Genomic DNA, 21,039 nt, shown 5'->3' on the forward strand with positions numbered 1-21,039 from the left:
ATGTCGCAATCCCCCAAGATGGGCACGCTGCACGGGGTCGGGCTTGGCCCCGGTGATGCGGATCTGATGACCGTGCGCGCGCGCCGCCTGCTGGAGGGCGCGCGCCACGTCGCCTATTTCCGCAAGGCCGGACGCAAGGGCCACGCCCTGACCATATCCGAGCCGTTCCTGCCCGACAGCGCGATCCACTTTCCGATGGAATACCCCGTCACCACGGAAATTCCCTTGGGCGATCCGCGCTATAACGAGGCGCTGTCGCAATTCTACGCCGAGGTGACCATGCACCTGCGCGCCCTGCTTGTGTCTGGCGAGGACGTGGTGGTGCCATGCGAGGGCGATCCGTTCTTTTACGGCTCTTTCATGCACATCTACGAACGGCTGCGGGACACGGTGCCGGTGCAGGTGACCCCTGCGGTCACCGGCATGTCGGCGGCATGGACCGCGACGGGCCACCCGATCACTTGGGGCGATGACGTGCTGTCGGTGCTGATGGGCACGCTCCCCGAAGAGGTGCTGGCCGCGCGGATGAAAGAGGCCGATGCGCTGGTCGTGATGAAAATCGGGCGCAACATCGCCAAGGTCAAAACCGCTCTGCGCGCGGCGGGGCTGTATGACCGCGCTTGGCTGGTGGAATACGCCAGCCAGCAGGGCCAGACCGTGCAGCGCCTGTCTGATGCGGGCGACCGGATCACGCCCTATTTCTCGATCATCGTGGTGCATGGACAGGGGCGCAGGCCATGACCGGCTGGGTGAAAATCGTGGGCCTCGGGCCGGGGGCGGACGCTCTGGTGACACCAGAGGCGCAGGCGGTTCTGGACACGGCCACCGATGTGGTGGGCTATATCCCTTATGTTGCGCGCGTGGCTGACCGTGACGGGCTGGTGAAACACGCCAGCGACAACCGCGTGGAAATCGACCGCTCGCAGCATGCGCTGTCCATGGCCGCCGAGGGGCGGCGCGTGGCGGTGGTCTCCTCCGGCGATCCCGGTGTCTTTGCCATGGCCAGCGCGGTGTTCGAGGCGCTGGAGAACGGGCCTGCCGCATGGAAATCCCTGCACATCGAGGTCATCCCCGGCATCACCGCCTCGCTTGCGGCGGCGGCACGGGCGGGCGCGCCTTTGGGCCATGATTTCTGCACCATCAACCTCAGCGACAATCTCAAGCCTTGGGCGCTGATCGAAAAGCGTCTGCGCCTCGCGGCAGAGGGTGATTTCGCCATGGCGTTCTACAACCCACGGTCCAAATCCCGCCCCGAAGGCTTCGAGAAGACCCTGCAGATCCTGCGTGAGACCTGCGAACCGGAACGTCTGGTGATCTTTGCCCGCGCGGTCAGCACCCCCGAGGAGGCGCTCCGCGTCGTGGCCTTGCGCGATGCCACGCCAGAGATGGCCGATATGCGGACCATGGTGATCGTGGGCTCGTCGCTGACGCGGGTGATTGCGGGGACGCAGATCGTCTACACCCCGCGTTTCGTCGAAGGCTGATCAGTGCGCCAACCAGTCCAGAACGTCCGCGACATTGTGGATCTCGCGCCGCAATGGCGGGGCGGGGCGGTCAATCATGATGACCGGCAGGCCCAGCTCCCGCGCTGCCAACAGCTTGGCCCGCGCGCCGGTGCCGCCCGCGTTCTTGGACACCACCACATCAATGCGATGCGCGCGCATCAGCGCAAGGTCATCGTCGAGCGAAAACGGACCACGGTCGACCACCACATGGGTGTCGGGCAGGGGCAGGGGGGCCTTGGGCGGATCGACCAGCCGCAGCAGATAGAAATGCTGCGGATTGGGGGCGAATTCCGCCAGATGCATCCGCCCCACTGCCAGCATCACGCGCTGCGGCGCGCCATCCAGCGCGGCCACGGCGGCGGGAATGTCTGCGACAGCACGCCAGCGATCACCGGATTCGGGTTGCCACGGGGCGCGGGTCAGCGCCACCAGCGGCGTGCCGGTCAGGGCGCAGGCCTCCACCGCGTTGCGGCTCATCTGCACGGCAAAGGGGTGCGTGGCATCCACAAGGTGGCTGATGCGGTTGTCGCGGATATACTGCGCCAGCCCGTCGACCCCGCCAAAGCCCCCCACACGCTGCGGCAAAGGCTGGCGCACGGGGCGGTCGACGCGACCGGCAAAGGAAATGGTGCCGCTCAGGCCGGCCTCGGCCATGGCGCGGCACAGAGCGGTGGCCTCTGTCGTGCCGCCAAGAACAAGAGGGTTTGTCATGTCTGATCCCCGCAATACCAGCCCCCGGAGAGATCCGTGGTTGACCGTGATCGGTCTGGGCGAAGACGGGCCAGAGGGTCTGTCCCCCGCCGCACGCCGCGCGTTGCAGCAGGCCGAGATCATCATGGGGCCGTCGCGCCACATGGGTCTTTTGTCTGCTGGCGATCTGGGGATCAAGGCCGAGTTGCGCGAATGGCCGGTGCCTTTTGCCCGCGGGGTCGAGGATCTGCTGGCTTTGGCGGGGCGTCAGGTCGTGGCGCTGGCCTCGGGCGATCCGTTCTGGTTCGGGGCGGGGGCCGTTCTGGCGCGCCGGTTGTCGCCGGGGGAATGGCGCGCTCTGCCCGGCCTGTCGAGCCTGTCTCTGGCAGGGTCGCGCCTTGGCTGGGGGCTGGAAAGCGTGCTGTGTCTGGGCCTGCATGCGGCGCCGCTGTCACGCCTGCGCCCGCAACTGGCCGAAGGGCGGCGCATCATCGTGACCTTACGCGATGGCGCGGCGGTGGGTGATCTGGGCCGCTACCTGTGCGATGTGGGCTTTGGCGCCTCCGAGGTGCATATCCTCGAAGCTCTGGGCGGCCCGCGCGAACGCATCCGGCAGGCCCGCGCCGATGCGCTGCCCGATGATGTGGGCCATCCGGTGGTGGTCGGACTGGAACCTGTGGGGCAGGGGATGACGCTGGCCACGGGGCGCGACGATACGCTGTTTGACAGCGACGGGGTGATGACCAAACGGCCCGTGCGCGCGCTGACCCTGTCGGCGCTGGCGCCGCGCGCAGGCGAGCATCTGTGGGACATCGGCGGGGGCTCCGGCTCGATCGCCATCGAATGGCTGATGTGCGACGCCTCGTTGAGCGCGCAAACCGTCGAGCTGCGCGCAGACCGTGCCGCCCGCATCCGCGACAACGCCACAGCGCTGGGCCAGGACCGCCTGCAGGTGATCGAAGGCCGCGCGCCCGATGTGCTGGACCGGCTCGACCGCCCCGACGTCGTGTTCATTGGCGGTGGCCTGTCCGAGCCGCTTCTGGCATGGCTGGAGACCAACCTGTCCGGCGTGCGTCTGGTGGCCAATGCGGTTACCCTAGAAAGCGAGGCGCTGCTGATGCAGGCGCAGGCGCGGCGGGGCGGGGACCTGTTGCGGATCGATCTGTCGCAGGCCGCCCCCCTTGGCCCGCGCAAAGGATGGAAGGCCGCCTACCCGGTGGTGCAATGGAGTGTGACGCTATGATCGTGGCAGGGTTCGGATTTCGCAGCGGGGCAACGGTGGACAGTCTGGCCGATGCCTACAAACGCGCCCGTCTTGGGCAGGATGCGGTGGTGCTGGCCACGGTCGAAGACAAGCTGCCGCTGCTGCAAGGGCTGGCGGGCCGCATGCAGCGCCCTGTGATCGGCGTCTCTGACCGCTTTATGATCATGCAGGACACCCCCACCCGGTCCGAGGCCGCGCTCAGCGCCCGTGGCGTGGGATCGGTGGCCGAGGCCGCAGCCCTCGCCGCCGCCGGCCCCGGTGCGCGGCTGGTGTCGACGCGGGTGATCTCCGAGGACGGGCAAGCCACCTGCGCCTTTGCCATCGGAGAGGACGAATGACCAATCGCACGCGGCGCGGAGACACGACATGACAGTGCATTTCATTGGCGCAGGCCCCGGCGCGCCGGATCTTTTGACCCTGCGCGGACGCGACCTGATCGCCGCCGCGCCCGTCTGTCTGTATGCGGGATCGCTGGTCCCCGAGGCGGTGCTGGCGCATTGTCCCGAAGGCGCGCGCATCGTGAACACCGCGCCGCTGGATCTTGACCAGATCATGCAGGAAATCGCGGATGCGCATCTGCAGGGGCTGGACGTGGCGCGGCTGCATTCGGGCGATCTGTCGGTCTGGTCGGCCATGGGCGAACAGCTTCGCCGCCTGCGCGAGATGGGCATCCCCTACGATGTAACACCGGGCGTGCCGTCCTTTGCCGCAGCCTCTGCGGCTTTGGGGGCGGAGCTGACCCTGCCGGGGCTTGCGCAATCGGTGGTGCTGACCCGCACACCGGGGCGGGCGTCTTCGATGCCCGAGGGCGAAACGCTGGGTAATTTTGCCGCCACCGGCGCGACCCTGTGCATTCACCTGTCGATCCAGAACATCGCCGCCGTGGTGGCCGACCTGACCCCTGCCTATGGCGCGGATTGTCCCGTGGCGGTGGTGTTCCGCGCGTCTTGGCCGGACCAGCGCATCATCCGCAGCACCCTGTCGGGGATCGAGGCGGCGCTTGACGCCGACATCACCCGCACCGCGCTTATTCTGGTGGGGCCTGCGCTGGCGGGCGAGGGGTTTGACGAAAGCTGTCTTTACGCCGTCGATTACGACCGCCGCTATCGTCCGCAAAGCGCGGACAGCCCTTGGTCCGACTGGACACCGGACACAAAGGAGACCCGCTGATGAGGGGAGTTTTGGTATCCGCTCCGGCCTCGGGCACCGGCAAGACCACGGTGATGCTGGGGCTGTTGCGCGCGCTGGCCGACCGCGGCCTGACGGTGCAGCCGTTCAAATCCGGCCCCGATTACATCGACCCGGCCTTTCACCGCGCGGCCTGTGGGCGGGCGTCCTTTAACCTCGACACCTGGGCGATGGATGCGGGGCTGCTTGACGCGCTCGCGTCCGAGGCCGAGGGGGCAGATTTCTGTGTCGCCGAAGGGTCCATGGGGCTCTATGACGGGGTCGCCACCGAAGGGCAGTCCGGTTTCGGCTCCAGCGCGGAAACCGCGCGGCGCATGGGCTGGCCGGTGGTTCTGGTCATCGACGTGGGCGGGCAGGCACAAAGCGCCGCCGCCACCGCACTGGGGTTCAAACAGTATATGCCGGATCTGCCCTTTGCGGGGGTGATCCTGAATCGCTGCGCCTCGCCGCGCCATGAGCGGCTGACCCGCTTGGGGATGGAACGGGCCGGCATCAATGTGCTGGGCGTGCTGCCCCGTCGTGGTGATCTGGCGCTGCCGGAACGCCATCTGGGTCTGGTGCAGGCGGTGGAACACCCCGATCTGGATGCGGCCATTGCGGGCTACGCGGATTTTCTGCGCGATCATGTGGATCTGGACGCGATTTTGGCCGCCGGAGACAGTCGGGACAAGTCCCGACCTACGCGGGCTTTGCGCCTGCCGCCCCCGCCCGCACAGCGTATCGCGCTGGCGCAGGATGCGGCGTTTTCCTTTACCTACCCGCATATCCTCAAGGGGTGGCGCGAAGCCGGGGCCGAGATCCTGCCGTTCTCGCCCCTCGCGGACGAGGCCCCCTCTGCCGAGGCCGATCTGGTCTGGTTGCCCGGCGGCTATCCCGAATTGCACGCGGGCCAGCTGGCCGCAGCCAACACCTACCGCGCCGGTTTGCAACGCCACGCGCAGACCAAACCGGTGCATGGTGAATGCGGGGGCTACATGGCGCTGGGTGCCGCGTTGATCGACAAACAGGGCGTGCGTCACCAGATGGCGGGGCTTCTGGGGCTTGTGACCTCTTACGAGAAACGCAAGTTCCACCTTGGCTATCGTCGCGCGACGCTGCAGGCAGCGATGCCGGGCTTTGCCGCAGGTCAGGCCCTGCGCGGTCATGAATTCCACTACTCGACCATTCTGGACGAGCCGGACCAGCCGCTGGCACAGGTCTGTGACGCCGACGGTAACCCCGTGCCCGAAACCGGATCGGTGAACGGCCATGTCACAGGCACCTTCTTTCACCTCATCACCGGAGAGCAGCCATGAGCGGTTTTGTGTCCTTCGTAGGCTCCGGCCCCGGCGACCCCGAATTGCTGACGCTCAAGGCCGTGGACCGTCTGCAGCGCGCCGATGCGGTGCTGTTTGACGACCTGTCGTCAGGGCCCATTCTGGACCACGCAGGGCCGCAGGCCGATCTGGTGGGCGTGGGCAAACGGGCGGGACGGCCCAGTCCGAAACAGGACCACGTCAGCCGCCTGCTGGTGGAATATGCCCAGACCGGCCAACGCGTGGTGCGCCTGAAATCCGGCGACAGCGGCGTGTTTGGCCGTCTCGAAGAAGAGCTGACCGCGCTCAAGGCCGCCGGCATCCCCTACGAGATCATCCCCGGCGTGCCCTCGGCAATTGCAGCGGCTGCGGCGGCAGGCATCCCCCTGACCCGGCGGCTGACCGCGCGGCGGGTGCAATTTGTCACCGGCCACGACGTCAAAGGCGTGCTGCCCGAGGATCTCAACATGGCGGCGCTGGCGGATGCGCAGGCCTCTACCGTGGTGTTCATGGGCAAGGGAACCTTTCCCCTGCTGGCGGAGGCACTGCAAGCCCACGGTCTGCCCGCCGACACGCCCGCGCTTCTGGCCGAGGACGTCTCCGGCCCCGATCAACGCATCACACGGACCACCGTTCAGGCGCTGGCCCAGCAGCTTTCGGCGGAGAAGGGCAGCAAGCCCGCGCTGATCCTCTACGGCCCGTTGGCCGAGGCATGAGAGGCACCCCATGATCCAAAGCGCCACCCTTGTGGGCATCGGCACGGGCAGCCCCGGCCACCTCACCCGCGCGGGCGAAGCCGCCTTGCGCAGTGCCGATCTGATCCTTGTGCCGCGCAAGGGTGCGGGCAAAGACGATCTGGCCGACATTCGTCTGCACCTGCTCGAGCAGATCGGCGTCACAGCGAAAATCGCGTTTTTCGACTACCCCACGCGCGACGAAAACCTGCCCTATCTGGAACGGGTGGCGCGCTGGCATGACGAGATCGCCCGCCGCTGGCAGCAGGCCGCAGGCCCCGCCGCCCATGTGGCGCTGCTGGTCTGGGGCGACCCGTCGTTCTACGACAGCACAATGCGGATTGCCGCGCGGCTGACGGATCAGACAAACATCCGCGTTCTGCCGGGGATCACCGCCGTGCAGGCGCTGACCGCCGCCCATGCCATTCCGCTGAACACGGTCAACGGGCGCATCCTGACCACGACGGGGCGCCGCCTGCGCGAGGACGGCTGGCCCGAGACGGCGGAAACCGTGGTCACGGTTCTGGACGGGGAATGCAGCTTTCAGTCCTTGCGGGGGCAGGGGCTGTATCTGTGGTGGGGGGCGTATCTGGGCATGCCGGAACAGATCCTCGATCACGGCCCGCTGGACGAGGTCACAGACCGCATCATCGCCACCCGCGCCGAGGCACGCGCCCGCCACGGATGGATCATGGACACCTATCTGATGCGGGCGCAGGCGGCGGAGTGATCCGCCCGCCTGCAAAGCTCATCAGGCGGCCTCGAAACTTGGCCCTTTGACGCCAAGGTCCAGCGCCTGCATCTGGTCCTCTGCCCAAAAGCGGATGTCCTGCTTGGCCACCAGCTTGCGCGCCACCGCCATGCGGCCCCGGCGTTCGTCCTCCGGCATCTCCAGCGCATGCAGCAGCGCGCTGTCCATGCTCTTGTTGCTGAACGGGTTTGTGGGCACAGCCGTCGCAAGTTCCACCGCAGCGCCTGCGAATTCCGACAGCACCAGAACGCCGTCCCCATCAGTGCGCGCGGCGCAGAATTCCTTGCACACAAGGTTCATGCCATCCGCCAGCGGGGTGATCCACGCCACATCTGCCGCGCGGTAATAAGCCACCAGATCGCGGAACGGCACGGGCCGCGAAATCAGCACCAAGGGCTGCCAGTCAAAGCTGCCAAAGCGCCCGTTGATCCGGCCTGCCATGCTTTCCAGCTCTTCCTGGATTTGCTGATAGGCGGTCATATTCGCGTTTGCCGCCACAGACACATGCATCAGCTGCACCTTGCCGCGCAGATCGGGGTTCTCTTCCAGCAGACGTTCATAAGATGCCAGCTGTTCGACACCGCCCTTGGTGTAATCGGTGCGCCCCACCGACAGGATCAGACGGCGGTCTCCCAGCTCGGCGCGGATCTCGGCCTCGCGCTTGGCGGTGACGTCGTTTTTCGCCAGCTCCTCGATGTAATCCACATCAACGCCCACGGGGCTTGCCGCCAGCTTCACCGTGCGCCCCTCATAGGCAAGCTCGGTGACCACGGATTGCTCTGACAGGGCAGAGGTCTGGTTGTTCAGCTCCGGCTTCACCTTCTCGCGCTTTTGGGTATCCACCTCCAGCAGCGAGCGCGCAGCAGAGACGAAATTGTTCACATAACGCGGGATGTGAAAGCCCACCACATCACAGGCCAGCAGCGATTCAAGGATCTCCTTGCGCCACGGCAGCACGTTGAAAATATCCGCGCCGGGAAAGGGCGTGTGGTGGAAAAAGCTGATCTTCACGTCGGGGCGCAGGGTGCGCAGATAGCCCGGCACCAGCCATAGGTTGTAGTCGTGCACCCAGACCACGGCACCGGGGGCAGCCTCTTCGGCGGCGGCCTCGGCAAAGGCCCAGTTCACCTCGCGGAAGGTCGACCAATCCACGGGGTCATAGTTATAGCGTTCCTTGAACCCGTGCAGGATCGGCCAAAAGGCTTCTTTGGACGTGATGTGGTAAAAGCTGCTCACCTGTTCCGGCGTCAGCGGCAGGCGCGAGACATTGTAAGTGCCATAAGCGTCCGAGATTTCCACCACGCGGTCGAATTCGGGGTTGGACGGATCATCGGCGTGTTTCCATGCCACCCAAGCGCCCTTGTCGAAACGGCCGAAAAAGGATTTCAGCGTGGGCACGATACCGTTGGGGGATTTGTTTTCGCGGTATTCGATCTTGCCATCCACTTCGACTTCTTCGTAGGGCTGGCGGTGGTAGACGATCACAAGATTGGAGCGGTCCTGTTCAGCAGAGGGCATGGATTATCCTTTCGGTGTGTCGTGAAGATCGAGCGCGTCAATCGCCTCGAGAATGCCTGCCGCGCCATGGGCGCGGGCGCGGTAGACGTCATCGGTCAGCTGGGCCAACAGATCGGCCTCGGAGTTGCCCACGGCCACAGCGGGAAGGCCCGACACCAGCATGGACAGATCGTTCATCGTATCGCCCGCGCACAGGGTGGTAGCGGGGTTCAGGCCCAGATGATCCACCAGACGGCGGATCGACGGGCCTTTGGACACGCCTTTGGGCAACACGTCGAAATAGCGGTTGTCCGAGATCAGCCAGTCGTGGCCCATCTCCTCGACCCGTTGCTTGGCGCTGGGGTCAAAGACATCGGGGTTCAGGTCATAGCTGACACGGTAGCGGAATGCGGTGTTCTGCAGCGTCAGCCCGGGGTGGCCGTCCAACGTGGCGCGCACCACCGCGCCCGCGTCTTTCCAGCGGGCGGCGATGTCCTCTTCCAATGCAGGGATCGGGGTCACATGGCCGTCGGCGGTGACCTCGGCAATCGTGGTGCCCACGTCGCCCACCACATATTCCGGCCATGGCAGACCCCTCTCGCGGCACATCTGCATGATGAATTCGGGATCGCGTCCGGTGACAAAGATCAGCCCGATGCTGTCGCGGTTCGCCTCGATCCAGTCGTACAGGCGCGCCCGATCTGCGTCCGTGCCACCAAGGAACGTGCCGTCAAGATCGGTGGCCAGCGTGAACCGGCGGTCGGCAATGGCGGGGCGGGGGGCGGTGTGGACGTTCATGCGTGGCCTCCGAAGGGCAGGGAATGTTGCGGCGCAGGGTGGTCGATGGACAGATCCAGCGCATAGGGTTCCGCCTCGATCGGGCGGGCCCACAGGGCGCTGAACGCCTCTTGCAGATCGGCGCCTTCGTGCAGGATGGCGTGTACGGTCTCACAGATCGGCATGGGCACCCCCACGCGTGCTGCCAGATCGGTGACAGAGACGGCGTTGACCTCGCCCTCGACCACGACATTGCGGCCCTCGAAACAGTTGGGGCGGGGGATGCCCTGACCCAGCTGATGGCCCAGCGACATGTTGCGCGAGGTGGTCGACGAACAGGTCAGCGTCAGATCGCCCGCGCCCGACAGGCCGGTGACCGTCTCGCGCCGCCCGCCCAAGGCTGTGGCCAGCAGCTTCATCTCGTCGATGCCACGGGTGATCAGCGCCGCGCGGGTGTTCTCGGCAAAGCCCGCGCCGGACATCATCCCGCAGGCGATGGCGATCACGTTCTTGACCGCGCCACCGACCTCGACCCCGACCAGATCGTCGGACACATAGGGGCGAAAGCCATGGCCAGACAGGGTCAGCGCCATCCGCGCGGCGGGGCTTTGATCCGGTTTCAGCCGGTCGTGATAGGAAAAGGCGAAGGCGACGGTGGCCGCCGTGGGATGATCCAGCGCGGTCTCGCGCGCGAATGTGGGGCCAGACACCGCGCCCACCGGATGGCCGGGCAGCTCGTCGCTGACCACCTCGGACAGCAGCAGGCCGGTGCGCCGCTCAACCCCCTTGCACGCCAGCGCCAACGGCACATCCGCAGGCAGGTGCGGCGCAATCGCCTGACACATGGCGCGCAATGTCAGTGAAGGGGTGGCAAGGATCACAGCCTGCGTGCCGGAAAGCGCCTCCGCCAGATCCGATGTCGCCGTAATCGCCTCGGGCAGATCCACACCCTGCAGGTAATCGCCGTTCTGTCCGCTGGCATTGATCGCATCCGCCTGCTCTGGTCTGCGCGCCCACAGGCGGACGTTGTGCCCGTTGCGGGCGATGACGGCGGCCAAGGCGGTCCCCCAACTGCCTGCACCAAGAACGGTGACGCTACTGTAGGGGTCGGGGGCGGGGGGCTGGATCTGATCCTTGATAGCGGGCCTCATCTGTCGTTTCCATGTCTGCGCTGACATCAACGCATGAGCATCAGCTCACACGCGTAACTAACGGACAAAGCCTTTGAGGGTTCCTTAAGGGCAGGAATTTTTCTGCATCGCGGCATCAAACGCCGCCCGCTGCCGGGCCTAGGCGGCCAAATGCCCAAAAATCCGACGAAACAAAAACATCCAAAAGTTGCAAAAAGCCCCCGCAGTCTCCTGCGAGGGCCCCTCATCTCGATAAATGCAAAATCCTCAGTGGCCGAGGATCTGGCTCAGGAACAGCTTGGTCCGGTCGCTTTGCGGGTTGTTAAAGAACGCTTCCGGCTCGTTTTGTTCAACGATCTGGCCCTGATCCATAAAGATCACGCGGTTCGCCACCTGACGGGCAAAGCCCATCTCGTGGGTCACACACAGCATGGTCATGCCTTCCTCGGCCAGCTCGATCATGGTGTCGAGCACCTCTTTGATCATCTCCGGGTCCAGCGCCGATGTGGGTTCGTCAAACAGCATCACCCGCGGCTTCATGCACAGCGAACGGGCAATCGCCACACGCTGCTGCTGACCACCGGACAACTGGCCGGGGTATTTGTTGGCCTGATCGGGGATCTTCACCTTTTCAAGGTAATGCATCGCCGTCTCGATGGCTTCTTTCTTGGGCGTCTTGCGCACCCAGATCGGCGCCAGCGTGCAGTTTTCCAGAATGGTCAGATGCGGGAACAGGTTGAAGTGCTGAAAGCACATGCCGACCTCGGACCGGATCTTGTCGATGTTCTTCAGATCGTTGGTCAGGCGCGTGCCATCCACGTCGATGGTGCCCTGCTGGTGTTCTTCCAGCGCGTTGATGCAACGGATCATGGTGGATTTGCCGGACCCCGAGGGGCCACAGATCACGATGCGTTCGCCCTGATAGACCGTCAGGTTGATGTCGCGCAGAACATGGAACGTGCCGTACCATTTGTTCATGTTGCTGATCTGGATGGCGACCTCGTCAGAGACCTGCATCTGCGATTGTGCGGTTGCGTGTTCAGTCATTGGTTAAGTCTCCTCTTACCGGTGCGACCGGTCGAGTTTGCGTTCCATATGGACGGAGTAACGGGACATGCCGAAGCAGAAGATGAAGTAGATCAGCGCGATCACCAGATAGCCGGTGTAGGCCGTGGTGGGGGTCGCCCACTCCGGGTCCTTCAGCGTGGCCAGCAGGATGCCCAACAGGTCAAAGATCGAGATGATCAGCACCAGCGTGGTGTCCTTGAACAGGCCGATAAAGGTGTTCACGATGCCGGGGATCACGGTGGTCAGCGCCTGCGGCATGATGATCAGCCGCATCTGCTGCCAGAACGACAGCCCAAGGCTCATACCGCCCTCGTACTGGCCCTTCGGGATCGCCTGCAGGCCGCCGCGAATGACCTCTGCCATATAGGCGGAGGCAAACAGGATCACACCGATCATGGCGCGCAGCAGCTTGTTGAAATCAACACCGGGCTCAAGGAAATACGGCAGCATCGCCGAGGCAAAGAACAGCACCGAGATCAGCGGGATGCCACGGACCACTTCGATGAAGATGACCGAGGAATACTTGATGATCGGCGCGTTCGACCGACGCCCCAGCGCCAGCAACATGCCAAAGGGCAGCGACACCACGATACCGGCAATGGCCACCACCAGCGTGATGGTCAGACCACCCCATTTGTTGGTTTCCACCACTTCCGTGCCCAGCGTCAGGTCGACGGCCATGGTCACCAGCGGCAGCACCGCAAACATGCCTACGACGATCACGCCCATCAGCAACGCAGGGGCAAAGGCCTGACCCACATCGCCGAACTTGCCGGAGGCCGCCAGCCACCAGCCCGCGCCCAGCACCGCCGCCACAAGGGCAGGGAACCACACACCGGCAAAGATATGGCCCAGATCGCCATTGTCCTCGACCGGCATACCGTTGAGCAGCACATAGGCCAGCAGCGGATAGCCCAGCAGCATGAAGGCCGCGACCTTGCCTTTGTGCTTGTTGATGAACACCAGCCAGCCGATGCCAATGGCCAGCAGGGCAAACAGCACATCGACGCGCCAGACTTCTTCACGCGGGTAGAAGCCGTACATGAACTGGTACCATTTGGCCTGAACATAGGGCCAGCAAGCGCCGGTCGGGTTGGGCAGGCAGGCCTCGCGCTTGAGCCCTTCGGGATCGCCAAAGGTGGCCGAGAACAGCGCAAAGTCCAGCAGCGTCCATGTCATCCAGATCAGCGCATAGGCGGTGAAGACCGTGATGATGGTCATCAGGATCGAGGTGACCGCCTTGGCCGGTGAGGAATAATCCGCCATCGAGGCAAAGATATTCCGCCACAGCCACGCGCCGACGCCGATTTCCGATTTCGGCGCAGGCAATGTGGGCGCGTCCTCGGTGCGGACATAGGCGACTTCGTGGTTGAAGGCGGGGTGATCTACAGGTCTGTCAATCATTGTTGTTTTCTCCCGACCTTACCGTTCGACCAGCTTCACGCGGTTGTTGAACCAGTTCATGAAGGACGACGTCAGCAGCGAGATCACGAGATAGACAAGGATCACGATGGCGATGATTTCAATCGCGCGGCCAACCTGGTTCAGCGTGGTGCCTGCAAAGACCGCGACCAGCTCGGGGTAGCCGATGGCTGCCGCAAGCGACGAGTTCTTGGTCAGGTTCAGATATTGCGAGGTCAGCGGCGGCACGATCACACGGAAGGCCTGCGGCAGGATGACCTTGCGCATGGCCACGCCCTTGGGCAGACCCAGTGCGCTTGCGGCCTCGGACTGGCCCTTGGGTACGGCCTGAATACCGGCGCGCACGATCTCTGCGATAAAGGCTGCGGTGTAGGTGGCCAGCGCAAGGAACAGCGCCATGAATTCCGGCGCGATATAGCTGCCCACGCCCCGCTCAAATCCGCGACGCAGCACCGGACCGTCGGAGACGAAGTTCGGCCATTCGATCGACAGCGGACGGTCCATGATGAAAAACACCACAACCGGAATACCGATGATCAGCGCGGCGGACACCAGACCCACAGGCGACGGCTGGCCGGTGGCATCTTGTTTCTTCTTGGCGTGTTTGCCGTAGAACACGGCCGCGGCGATGGCGACCAGAACCGACAGCGCCACGATGCCAAAGCCCGCGGAGGTCACAGGGTAGGGGCCATAGATGCCCTTGGCGTCGAACTGGAACAGGCCCGGGATCAGCGTCGAATAGGTGCCCCGCTGCGACGGCGCGATGATGCGCAGCACGGCGGTCCAGAAAAAGATCTGCAACAGCAGGGGGATATTGCGCAGAAGCTCGACATAGATGGTGGCAAAACCACGTAGCACAAAGTTCTGCGACAGCCGGAAGATGCCCAGCAAAAAGCCCCAGAAGGTTGCGAAAATAATACCGGCAATCGACACGATCAGCGTGTTGGCAATGCCCACGAGGAACACGTCAAACACCGTGTTCTGTCCGGGCGCATAGCCCACAAGCCATGTCCCGAAGGTCGTCAGGATCTGGATGTCGGACGGGCGGTCAAAGAACCCGAAACCGAATTCCTTGTTCTGGGCGGCAAGGTTGTCGGCAGCGTTGCCGATGGCCATCCAGATCAGCGCAAGAATGGCAACCGCCAGGATTGCCTGGAAAAAGAGAGATCGGGCCTTGGCGTCAAAGACCAGTGCGGCGAGACCGCGACGCTCTCCCGATGGCTGGCCTCCGGCGGGTGTGCCGCCTTCGCTCATCGAGCTCATGAATGTTCCCCACGTTCGTGTTATGGTTGTTTTTATAAAGAAAGGGACGGGCGAACCCGTCCCTTTCCAGATTGGTGTCGCTTAGCGGATGGGCGGTGCGTACATCAGGCCACCGTCGGTCCACAGCGAGTTCACGCCACGGTCCAGACCCAGCGGGGTTTCAACGCCCACGTTGCGCTCGTAGATTTCCGAGTAGTTGCCAACAGCTTCGATGGCTTTCTTCGCCCAGTCTGCTTCCAGACCGATCGGCGCACCGTAGTTGTTGTCACCCGCGCCCAGCAGACGCTGAACGGACGGGTTGTCAGAGGACATCATCTCTTCGGTGTTTTCCGAAGTCACGCCCAGCTCTTCGGCTTCGATCAGCGCGTTCAGAACCCAGCGCGAGATCTTCTCCCACTGCTCGTCGTCGGCACGCACGGACGGACCAAGCGGCTCTTTGGAGATGGTTTCCGGCAGCACCATGTGCTCGTCGGAGTTTGCAAGCTTCAGACGCTCGGCGGCCACACCGGAACGGTCGGTGGTGAAGACGTCGCAACGGCCTGCGCCATATGCCGCGATCACCTCGTCGGAGTTCTCCAGAGCGACCAGCTCAAAGGACATGCCGTGCTGGGTGAAGTAGTCGGTGATGTTCAGCTCGGTGGTGGTGCCGGTGTTGGTGCAGATGGTTGCGCCGTCCAGTTCCAGAGCAGAGGTCACGCCCAGCGACTTCGGCACCATCATGCCTTGGCCGTCGTAGTAGGACACGCCGGTGAAGGTGATGCCCAGATCGGTGTCACGGGTGATGGTCCATGTGGTGTTGCGCGACAGAATGTCGATTTCACCGGAGGACAGCGCGGTAAAGCGGTCCTTGGCCGAGAGCGACACATACTCAACAGCGTCGGCATCGCCCAGAACGGCGGCTGCAACGGCTTTACAGTAGTCGACGTCCAGACCGGTCCAGTTGCCGCTGTCGTCCGGTGTCGAGAAGCCGGGCAGGCCCTGGCTGACGCCGCACTTCAGCTTGCCTGCGGCCTTGACGTCGTCCAGCGTGGCTGCGCCAGCTGCACCTGCGGCCAGCACGGCGGCTGCTGCGATCGGCAGAAGGTTCGATTTCATGGTTTGCTCCCTATTAATGAAATCAGAATGCCGGAAACGGCATGGGGCACAACGTCCAGTGGATCCGCGTCTTTGACGAGATCATGTTGATTGTCCTCATTTTTGCGTTGGTTCCTCAGCATCTCCGCAAGACTATTGCGAAAACTTGCCACGTGTAAATTCCAGCGTGTCCGGGATTTTCCCCCTGACGGGCCCGCGCGGTGCTGCTTAACGCAGGGAAAGCGGGATTAACCCAGTGCAATCAGACGGTTGCAAATTTGTTGGTCGCCCGATGCGTGTGCATAATTTTTCATCACCCGAAAACTTGCCGGTCATAAACACGGGGAGTTATCCACAGCTTCCCTTGGGTAAGTGCTCGTTAGGGGTGTCTTGCCCCGATTCACTCGCCTGTAGTGGTCGACGCTGCACCGCCGCGATTGGTCAAAGCGATTCTTTGAATGTATGCCGTGGGTTGTCGGTTTTTCGCATAAGGGAGCATAGGGTCATGTCATTTCTTACAGGCGGGCAGGGGGTGGCGACGCTGCTCTTGGCGCATGGGGCCGGCGCGCCGATGGATCATCCGGTGATGGAGGCGCTGGCCCAAGCGCTGATGGCGCAAAATTTGCGCGTCATCCGGTTCGAATTCGCCTATATGGCGCAGCGGCGGGAGGGTGGACCACGGCGTCCCCCGCCAAAAATTTACCTTTTGTGCGATGAATTCCGCCGCGCGGTGGATGATCTCGCCTGCGCGGGGCCGTTGTTTATCGGCGGCAAATCCATGGGCGGGCGCGTGGCCAGCATGGTGGCGGACGATCTGGCCCGCACGGGGCAGGTGCAGGGCGCGTTGTGTTACGGCTATCCCTTTCATCCGCAGGGCAAACCCGACCGGCTGCGCACCGCGCATCTGATGGACATCGCGGCGCCGGTGCTGATCTGTCACGGCACCCGCGACCCCTTTGGCTCCCCCGAGGAGATCGCAGGCTACGGTCTGCCCCCACAGGTGCAGCTGCATTGGCTGGACGACGGGGACCATGATTTCAAACCGCGCAAACGGGTGACAGGGCAGGAACAGGGCGACCTGCTGGCCGAGGCTGCACAGGCCAGTGCGCGCTGGATTGCCGCGCAGCTGTAACCGCGCGCTGGACATTATTGGACAGCTCTGTCTAATTAATGCCATGAGCACCGCAGCTGACCCTTCTGCCCCGCGCAAACGGGGCCGCCCGCGCACCGCGCCGGACCAGTCCGAAACCCGCGCGCGGCTGATCCGCGCCGGTCTGGCCCATCTGACGGAACGCGGCTACGGCGCAACCGGCGTGGATGACATCTTGCGCGCGGCGGGCGTGCCAAAGGGCAGCTTCTACCACCACTTCGGGTCCAAGGCGGCCTTTGGCAGCGCCCTGATCGCCGCCTATGACAGCTACTTCATCACCGTGCTGGACAGCGCTTTTGACCAAACGGATCTTGCGCCGCTGGACCGGTTGCGCGCCTTCACCCGCAGGGCCGAGGACGGCATGGCGCGGCACGGTTTTCGCCGTGGCTGTCTGATCGGCAATCTGGGCCAAGAGATGCCGACACTGCCCGACAGTTTCCGCGCCGAGCTGGAACAGGTGCTCTCCGGCTGGCAGGCGCGCACCGCCGCCTGTCTGGCGCAGGCCCCGGGTGATCTGCCCCGCGCGCTGGATGCGGCGCAACTGGCCGATCTGTTCTGGACCGGGTGGGAGGGCGCGGTCCTGCGCGCCCGCATGGTGCAGGGCCCCGCGCCGCTGCGCGCCTTTGCAGGCAGTTTTTTCGCTTTGACACAGGGGGATAGCCCCCAAGGGAGGACAAGATGATCGATGCTATTGTGATCGACAAGACAGACGACACACAAACGGTGGATCTGACGCAGATCGACCCCGCTACCTTGCCCGAGCGCGATGTGACCATCGACGTGGCGTGGTCGACGCTGAACTACAAGGACGCGCTGGCCATCACCGGCAGCGCGCCGGTTGTGCGCAAATTCCCCATGGTGCCGGGCATCGACTTTGCCGGTGTGGTCCGTGACAGCAGCCACCCCGATTACAAAGCGGGCGACAAGGTCATCCTGAACGGCTGGGGCGTGGGCGAAGTGCACTGGGGCGGTCTGGCCAAACAGGCGCGGGTCAAAGGCGACTGGCTGGTGCCGCTGCCCGACGGTCTGACCATGCGTCAGGCGATGGAGATCGGCACCGCAGGCTACACCGCGATGCTCTGCGTTCAGGCGCTCGAGGCGCAGGGCGTCACCCCCGACAGCGGCCCCGTCGCCGTCACAGGCGCCGCCGGTGGTGTCGGTTCCGTGGCCACGCTGCTGCTGGCGCAGCGCGGCTACCACGTGGCCGCCGTCACAGGCCGCGCAAGCGAGGCCGATTTTCTCAAACAGCTTGGCGCGGTAGAGATCATCGACCGCGAGGAACTGTCCGGCAAGCCGCGCCCGCTGGGCAAGGAACGCTTTGCCGGTGGCGTCGATGTGGCAGGCAGCACGGTTCTGGCGAACCTTCTGTCGATGACCCGCTACGGCGGCACCGTGGCCGCCTGCGGTCTGGCCGCCGGTATGGATCTGCCCGCGTCGGTCGCCCCCTTCATCCTGCGCGGCGTCACGCTGGCAGGCATCGACAGCGTCATGTGTCCCGCGCCCAAACGCCGTGCCGCATGGCAGGCGCTCGCAGCCGAGTTGGACCTTGCAAAACTCGGCGGCCTCTCGGTCGAGGTCGCCCTGTCAGACGTCATCGCCACCGCGCCGAAATTCCTCACCGGCGACATCCGTGGCCGCGTCGTGGTCCCCGTGGCCCCCGACCTCGGCTAACACCAAAAGGGGGGCACAAAGCCCCCCCGACCTTAGGATTTCACCAACATCTTGCGCGGCAGATCGCAGAAGACCTCCGGCGGGCCATCGGCGGTGATCGCAATGGACTCCGTCGTCTCATAGCCCCAGCTGTCCATCCACAGGCCGGTCATGAAATGAAAGGTCATGCCCGGCTGCAGCTCTGTCATATCACCGCGGCGCAGCGACATCGTCCGCTCGCCCCAGTCCGGCGGGTAGCTCAGCCCGATGGAATAGCCACAGCGGTTGTCCTTCTGGATGCCACGCTTGTCCAACGCGCCAAAGAACGCCTCGGCGATGTCATGACAGGTGTTTCCGGCGCGCGCCGCCTCCAGCCCCGCGTCCATACCCTCCAGCACCGCTTTCTCTGCATCCAGAATCTCCACCGGCGGCTTGCCCAGAAAGATCGTGCGCGACAGCGGCACGTGATAGCGCTGGTAACAGCCCGCGATCTCGAAAAACGTGCCTTCGCCCGCTTTCATCGGCAGATCGTCCCACGTCAGATGCGGCGCGGCGGCATCCGGCCCCGACGGCAGCAGCGGCACAATCGCGGGGTAGTCGCCCCCATGGCCGTACCATTCGTCATAGCGCAGCCCCGCGTCATAGATCTCGGCCACGAGATCGCATTTGCGCACGCCCACATCGACCTTGTCCGCGATGCGATGGTGCATGCGCTCCACGATACGCGCCGCCTGCCGCATATACTCCAGCTCTTTGTCGGATTTGACCGCGCGCTCCCAGTTCACAAAGCCCGTCGCATCGGCAAAGCGCGCATCAGGCATCCCGTGCTGCAGCCGCTCATAGGCGCGGGCGGAAAACCAGTAGTTGTCCATCTCGACGCCGATGGTGCCCTTGGCCCAGCCCAGATCGCGCAGCCGGTCACACAGGTATTCCATCGGGTGGCAGTCTGTCGATTGCACGAAATGGTCGGGGTATCCGATCACATTGTCCCGCGACATCCACACCGTGCGATAGGCGCCTTGGGCATCCTGCAGCCGTCCGAACCAGACCGGATCGCCGGTGGGGCCGATCACCACGCATTGGTGGACATAGAACGACCAGCCGCCGTAGCCCGACACCCACGACATGTTCGACGGGTCCGACAGGATCAGCAGATCCATCCCGTGGCGTTCCATCTTTTGGCGCAGACGCGACAGGCGCAGGCGGTATTCTTCTGTGGTGTAACGCTCTGGCGTTCTTTGTAATTTGTTCATGGGGGCCTTCGCACGACAGGGGGACCCGACAAGCGGGATCGGTGCGCTCACCCTGTCGCCGCCCCAAAGCCAGAGCAAGGGGGCAGGCCGAAAAAACCACGCAGCCAGACCCCGAATGCCCGCCGCGCAGGCGTCTAGGCCAGCGACACCAGAACGCGGGCCACGCTGTCCGTGTCATAGCGCGGCTGGGCGTCCTGCGCCAAAGGCAGGCGCAGACAGTCGATGCCAAAGCGCGCGGTCACCGCCGCGCAGGCCTGCGCATCCATCGACGGATCACACAGCACATGGGTCAGCATATCGCGGGGCTGCGCCTCAGGCCCTGCATCCGCCAACAGCGGGGCCAGCAGCGCGCCCACCTGATCGGCCAGATCATGGCCGATGGCCTCGGGGTCATGCCCCAGCGAGGGCAGATAGACCTTGGGCACGTGGCGCGCGGCAATGCTGCTGCCTGTGCCCTCGGGCAGCAGGTTGGCGATCACGCTGGAATACAGACTGCCCGGCGGGTAGCACAGCACATCGGCCTCCGCGATGGCCTTGCGGTTGCGCTTGGGCAGGCTGACGCGGGTCTCGGTGGAGCCGTCGGTCAGGAACAGACGGGTGATCGGCTGCGCCAGCGGGGGGGCTTCCTTGCCGCTGATCTGGCGCTGGCCGATAACGCGACCGCCACCGGCCAGATCGGCCCCCAGATGCAGCGTCTCGTCCACAATCGCGCGCACGGTGCCGCGCACATCGACCATCTTAGACATCATGAACAACACCGGCTCCAGCGCGCGGCCCTGTGACAGATACCCGCCCGCAAGGATCAGATTGCCGATGCTGGCATAGCGATAGTCGAAATCCGCAGTCGCATGGGCCAGAAAACTGTCCAACTGGGTCTGGATCAGCGGGCGCATCGGTTTTGATATGGCAGAGATCAGCGGGTGTTTGCCACGGGCCATGCGCTCGACCTGCGTGCGCAGCTCCGCAGGGCTTCCGTCACGCGGCAGCCGGTGGCTGAACAGGGCATAGACCTGCGGCTGGCCCAGAACGCTTTCATCGGCCAGCGCCATCAGCCGTGATCGCAGATCGCCCACCGCAGGCATGTCAAAGACCTCGCGAAGCACTTTGGAACTGCCGCCGCTGTCAAAGGGCGTGATCAGGTGGACCGAGTTATGGGTGTAGGTTTTGAGCTTTCGCGCAATGCCGTTCAAGGCGCTGCCACCGCTGAAAAACAGGATGCGCGGCCCCAGATGCGGCGCGCTTGCCGCACGCGCCACACGCAAAGGGTCGGGCAGAAGGCTGTCCCGCGAAAGTCTGATCTGCACCTGTTTCATGGCCTGCGCGCGCCT

21 protein-coding genes are annotated in these 21,039 nt (G+C 64.4%); 11 read left to right on the forward strand and 10 right to left on the reverse strand.

The window, feature by feature from the left end; translation table 11 throughout:
- A complete protein-coding gene (gene cobI, locus ACN5AZ_RS07465; protein ID WP_419428235.1) occupies positions 1–741 on the forward strand; it encodes a precorrin-2 C(20)-methyltransferase in 741 nt (246 codons plus the stop codon).
- Positions 738–1,484, forward strand: coding sequence for a precorrin-3B C(17)-methyltransferase (cobJ, locus tag ACN5AZ_RS07470; RefSeq protein ID WP_419428236.1), 747 nt, complete (start codon positions 738–740; stop codon positions 1,482–1,484). The genes cobI and cobJ overlap by 4 nt, the downstream gene beginning before the upstream one ends.
- On the opposite strand, the gene ACN5AZ_RS07475 is transcribed toward cobJ, so the two are convergent.
- Positions 1,485–2,216: a cobalt-precorrin-6A reductase gene (locus tag ACN5AZ_RS07475; protein ID WP_419428237.1), complete on the reverse strand. Its 732-nt coding sequence runs from the start codon at positions 2,214–2,216 to the stop codon at positions 1,485–1,487. It lies immediately after the preceding gene.
- Between ACN5AZ_RS07475 and cbiE the strand changes: the two genes are divergently transcribed.
- From cbiE to cobF, 6 genes are read left to right on the forward strand one after another with little or no spacing between them, the layout of a single operon-like run.
- Positions 2,215–3,438 carry a precorrin-6y C5,15-methyltransferase (decarboxylating) subunit CbiE gene (cbiE, locus tag ACN5AZ_RS07480; protein WP_419428238.1) on the forward strand — a complete coding sequence of 408 codons (1,224 nt, stop codon included), beginning with the start codon at positions 2,215–2,217 and terminating at the stop codon, positions 3,436–3,438. The two genes, ACN5AZ_RS07475 and cbiE, sit on opposite strands and share 2 nt — an antisense overlap.
- Positions 3,435–3,797, forward strand: coding sequence for a cobalamin biosynthesis protein (locus ACN5AZ_RS07485; RefSeq protein WP_419428239.1), 363 nt, complete (start codon positions 3,435–3,437; stop codon positions 3,795–3,797). Before cbiE ends, ACN5AZ_RS07485 begins: the two co-directional genes overlap by 4 nt.
- 28 nt (positions 3,798–3,825) lie before the next feature.
- Entirely contained in the window at positions 3,826–4,629 is an 804-nt protein-coding gene (cobM, locus tag ACN5AZ_RS07490; RefSeq protein ID WP_419428240.1) for a precorrin-4 C(11)-methyltransferase, read from the forward strand.
- A complete protein-coding gene (locus tag ACN5AZ_RS07495) occupies positions 4,629–5,942 on the forward strand; it encodes a cobyrinate a,c-diamide synthase (protein WP_419428241.1) in 1,314 nt (437 codons plus the stop codon). Before cobM ends, ACN5AZ_RS07495 begins: the two co-directional genes overlap by 1 nt.
- On the forward strand, positions 5,939–6,658 hold the full coding sequence (gene cobA / locus ACN5AZ_RS07500) for a uroporphyrinogen-III C-methyltransferase (RefSeq protein WP_419428242.1): 720 nt from the start codon (positions 5,939–5,941) through the stop codon (positions 6,656–6,658). The genes ACN5AZ_RS07495 and cobA overlap by 4 nt, the downstream gene beginning before the upstream one ends.
- A gap of 10 nt (positions 6,659–6,668) precedes the next feature.
- Positions 6,669–7,406 (forward strand): precorrin-6A synthase (deacetylating), encoded by a 738-nt coding sequence (gene cobF, locus ACN5AZ_RS07505; RefSeq protein ID WP_419428243.1) that lies wholly within the window; start codon positions 6,669–6,671, stop codon positions 7,404–7,406.
- A 21-nt stretch (positions 7,407–7,427) separates the two neighbouring features.
- On the opposite strand, the gene ggpS is transcribed toward cobF, so the two are convergent.
- The 7 genes from ggpS to ACN5AZ_RS07540 all read right to left on the reverse strand — a co-directional run bounded on the left by ggpS (position 7,428) and on the right by ACN5AZ_RS07540 (position 15,679).
- Entirely contained in the window at positions 7,428–8,945 is a 1,518-nt protein-coding gene (gene ggpS, locus ACN5AZ_RS07510; protein WP_419428244.1) for a glucosylglycerol-phosphate synthase, read from the reverse strand.
- 3 nt (positions 8,946–8,948) lie between these two features.
- The gene (locus tag ACN5AZ_RS07515) at positions 8,949–9,722 is read right to left on the reverse strand and encodes an HAD-IIB family hydrolase (RefSeq protein ID WP_419428245.1); all 774 of its coding nucleotides are present in this window, start codon (positions 9,720–9,722) and stop codon (positions 8,949–8,951) included.
- On the reverse strand, positions 9,719–10,852 hold the full coding sequence (locus ACN5AZ_RS07520; RefSeq protein ID WP_419428246.1) for an NAD(P)H-dependent glycerol-3-phosphate dehydrogenase: 1,134 nt from the start codon (positions 10,850–10,852) through the stop codon (positions 9,719–9,721). Before ACN5AZ_RS07520 ends, ACN5AZ_RS07515 begins: the two co-directional genes overlap by 4 nt.
- 246 nt (positions 10,853–11,098) lie before the next feature.
- A complete protein-coding gene (locus ACN5AZ_RS07525) occupies positions 11,099–11,878 on the reverse strand; it encodes an amino acid ABC transporter ATP-binding protein (RefSeq protein WP_419428247.1) in 780 nt (259 codons plus the stop codon).
- Positions 11,879–11,893: 15 nt separating this feature from the next.
- Positions 11,894–13,303 (reverse strand): amino acid ABC transporter permease, encoded by a 1,410-nt coding sequence (locus ACN5AZ_RS07530; RefSeq protein ID WP_419428248.1) that lies wholly within the window; start codon positions 13,301–13,303, stop codon positions 11,894–11,896.
- 18 nt (positions 13,304–13,321) lie between these two features.
- On the reverse strand, positions 13,322–14,584 hold the full coding sequence (locus ACN5AZ_RS07535) for an amino acid ABC transporter permease (protein WP_419428249.1): 1,263 nt from the start codon (positions 14,582–14,584) through the stop codon (positions 13,322–13,324).
- 81 nt (positions 14,585–14,665) lie between these two features.
- Positions 14,666–15,679 (reverse strand): amino acid ABC transporter substrate-binding protein, encoded by a 1,014-nt coding sequence (locus ACN5AZ_RS07540; protein WP_419428250.1) that lies wholly within the window; start codon positions 15,677–15,679, stop codon positions 14,666–14,668.
- A 484-nt stretch (positions 15,680–16,163) separates the two neighbouring features.
- On the opposite strand from ACN5AZ_RS07540, the gene ACN5AZ_RS07545 reads away from it, so the two are divergent.
- From ACN5AZ_RS07545 to ACN5AZ_RS07555, 3 genes are read left to right on the forward strand one after another with little or no spacing between them, the layout of a single operon-like run.
- Complete coding sequence (locus ACN5AZ_RS07545; protein ID WP_419428251.1) at positions 16,164–16,790, forward strand: alpha/beta family hydrolase; 627 nt, start codon at positions 16,164–16,166, stop codon at positions 16,788–16,790.
- A 43-nt stretch (positions 16,791–16,833) separates the two neighbouring features.
- On the forward strand, positions 16,834–17,490 hold the full coding sequence (locus ACN5AZ_RS07550; protein WP_419428252.1) for a TetR/AcrR family transcriptional regulator: 657 nt from the start codon (positions 16,834–16,836) through the stop codon (positions 17,488–17,490).
- The gene (locus ACN5AZ_RS07555; RefSeq protein WP_419428253.1) at positions 17,487–18,479 is read left to right on the forward strand and encodes an MDR family oxidoreductase; all 993 of its coding nucleotides are present in this window, start codon (positions 17,487–17,489) and stop codon (positions 18,477–18,479) included. Before ACN5AZ_RS07550 ends, ACN5AZ_RS07555 begins: the two co-directional genes overlap by 4 nt.
- Before the next feature lie 32 nt (positions 18,480–18,511).
- Here the strand turns inward: ACN5AZ_RS07555 and doeA are convergent, their stop codons facing one another.
- Positions 18,512–19,711 carry an ectoine hydrolase DoeA gene (doeA, locus tag ACN5AZ_RS07560; protein WP_419428254.1) on the reverse strand — a complete coding sequence of 400 codons (1,200 nt, stop codon included), beginning with the start codon at positions 19,709–19,711 and terminating at the stop codon, positions 18,512–18,514.
- Positions 19,712–19,845: 134 nt separating this feature from the next.
- Positions 19,846–21,024 carry a GAK system CofD-like protein gene (locus tag ACN5AZ_RS07565; protein ID WP_419428255.1) on the reverse strand — a complete coding sequence of 393 codons (1,179 nt, stop codon included), beginning with the start codon at positions 21,022–21,024 and terminating at the stop codon, positions 19,846–19,848.
- Positions 21,025–21,039 lie beyond the last annotated feature (15 nt).

Source organism: Sagittula sp. SSi028, assembly GCF_048553715.1.
Taxonomy (GTDB): domain Bacteria; phylum Pseudomonadota; class Alphaproteobacteria; order Rhodobacterales; family Rhodobacteraceae; genus Sagittula.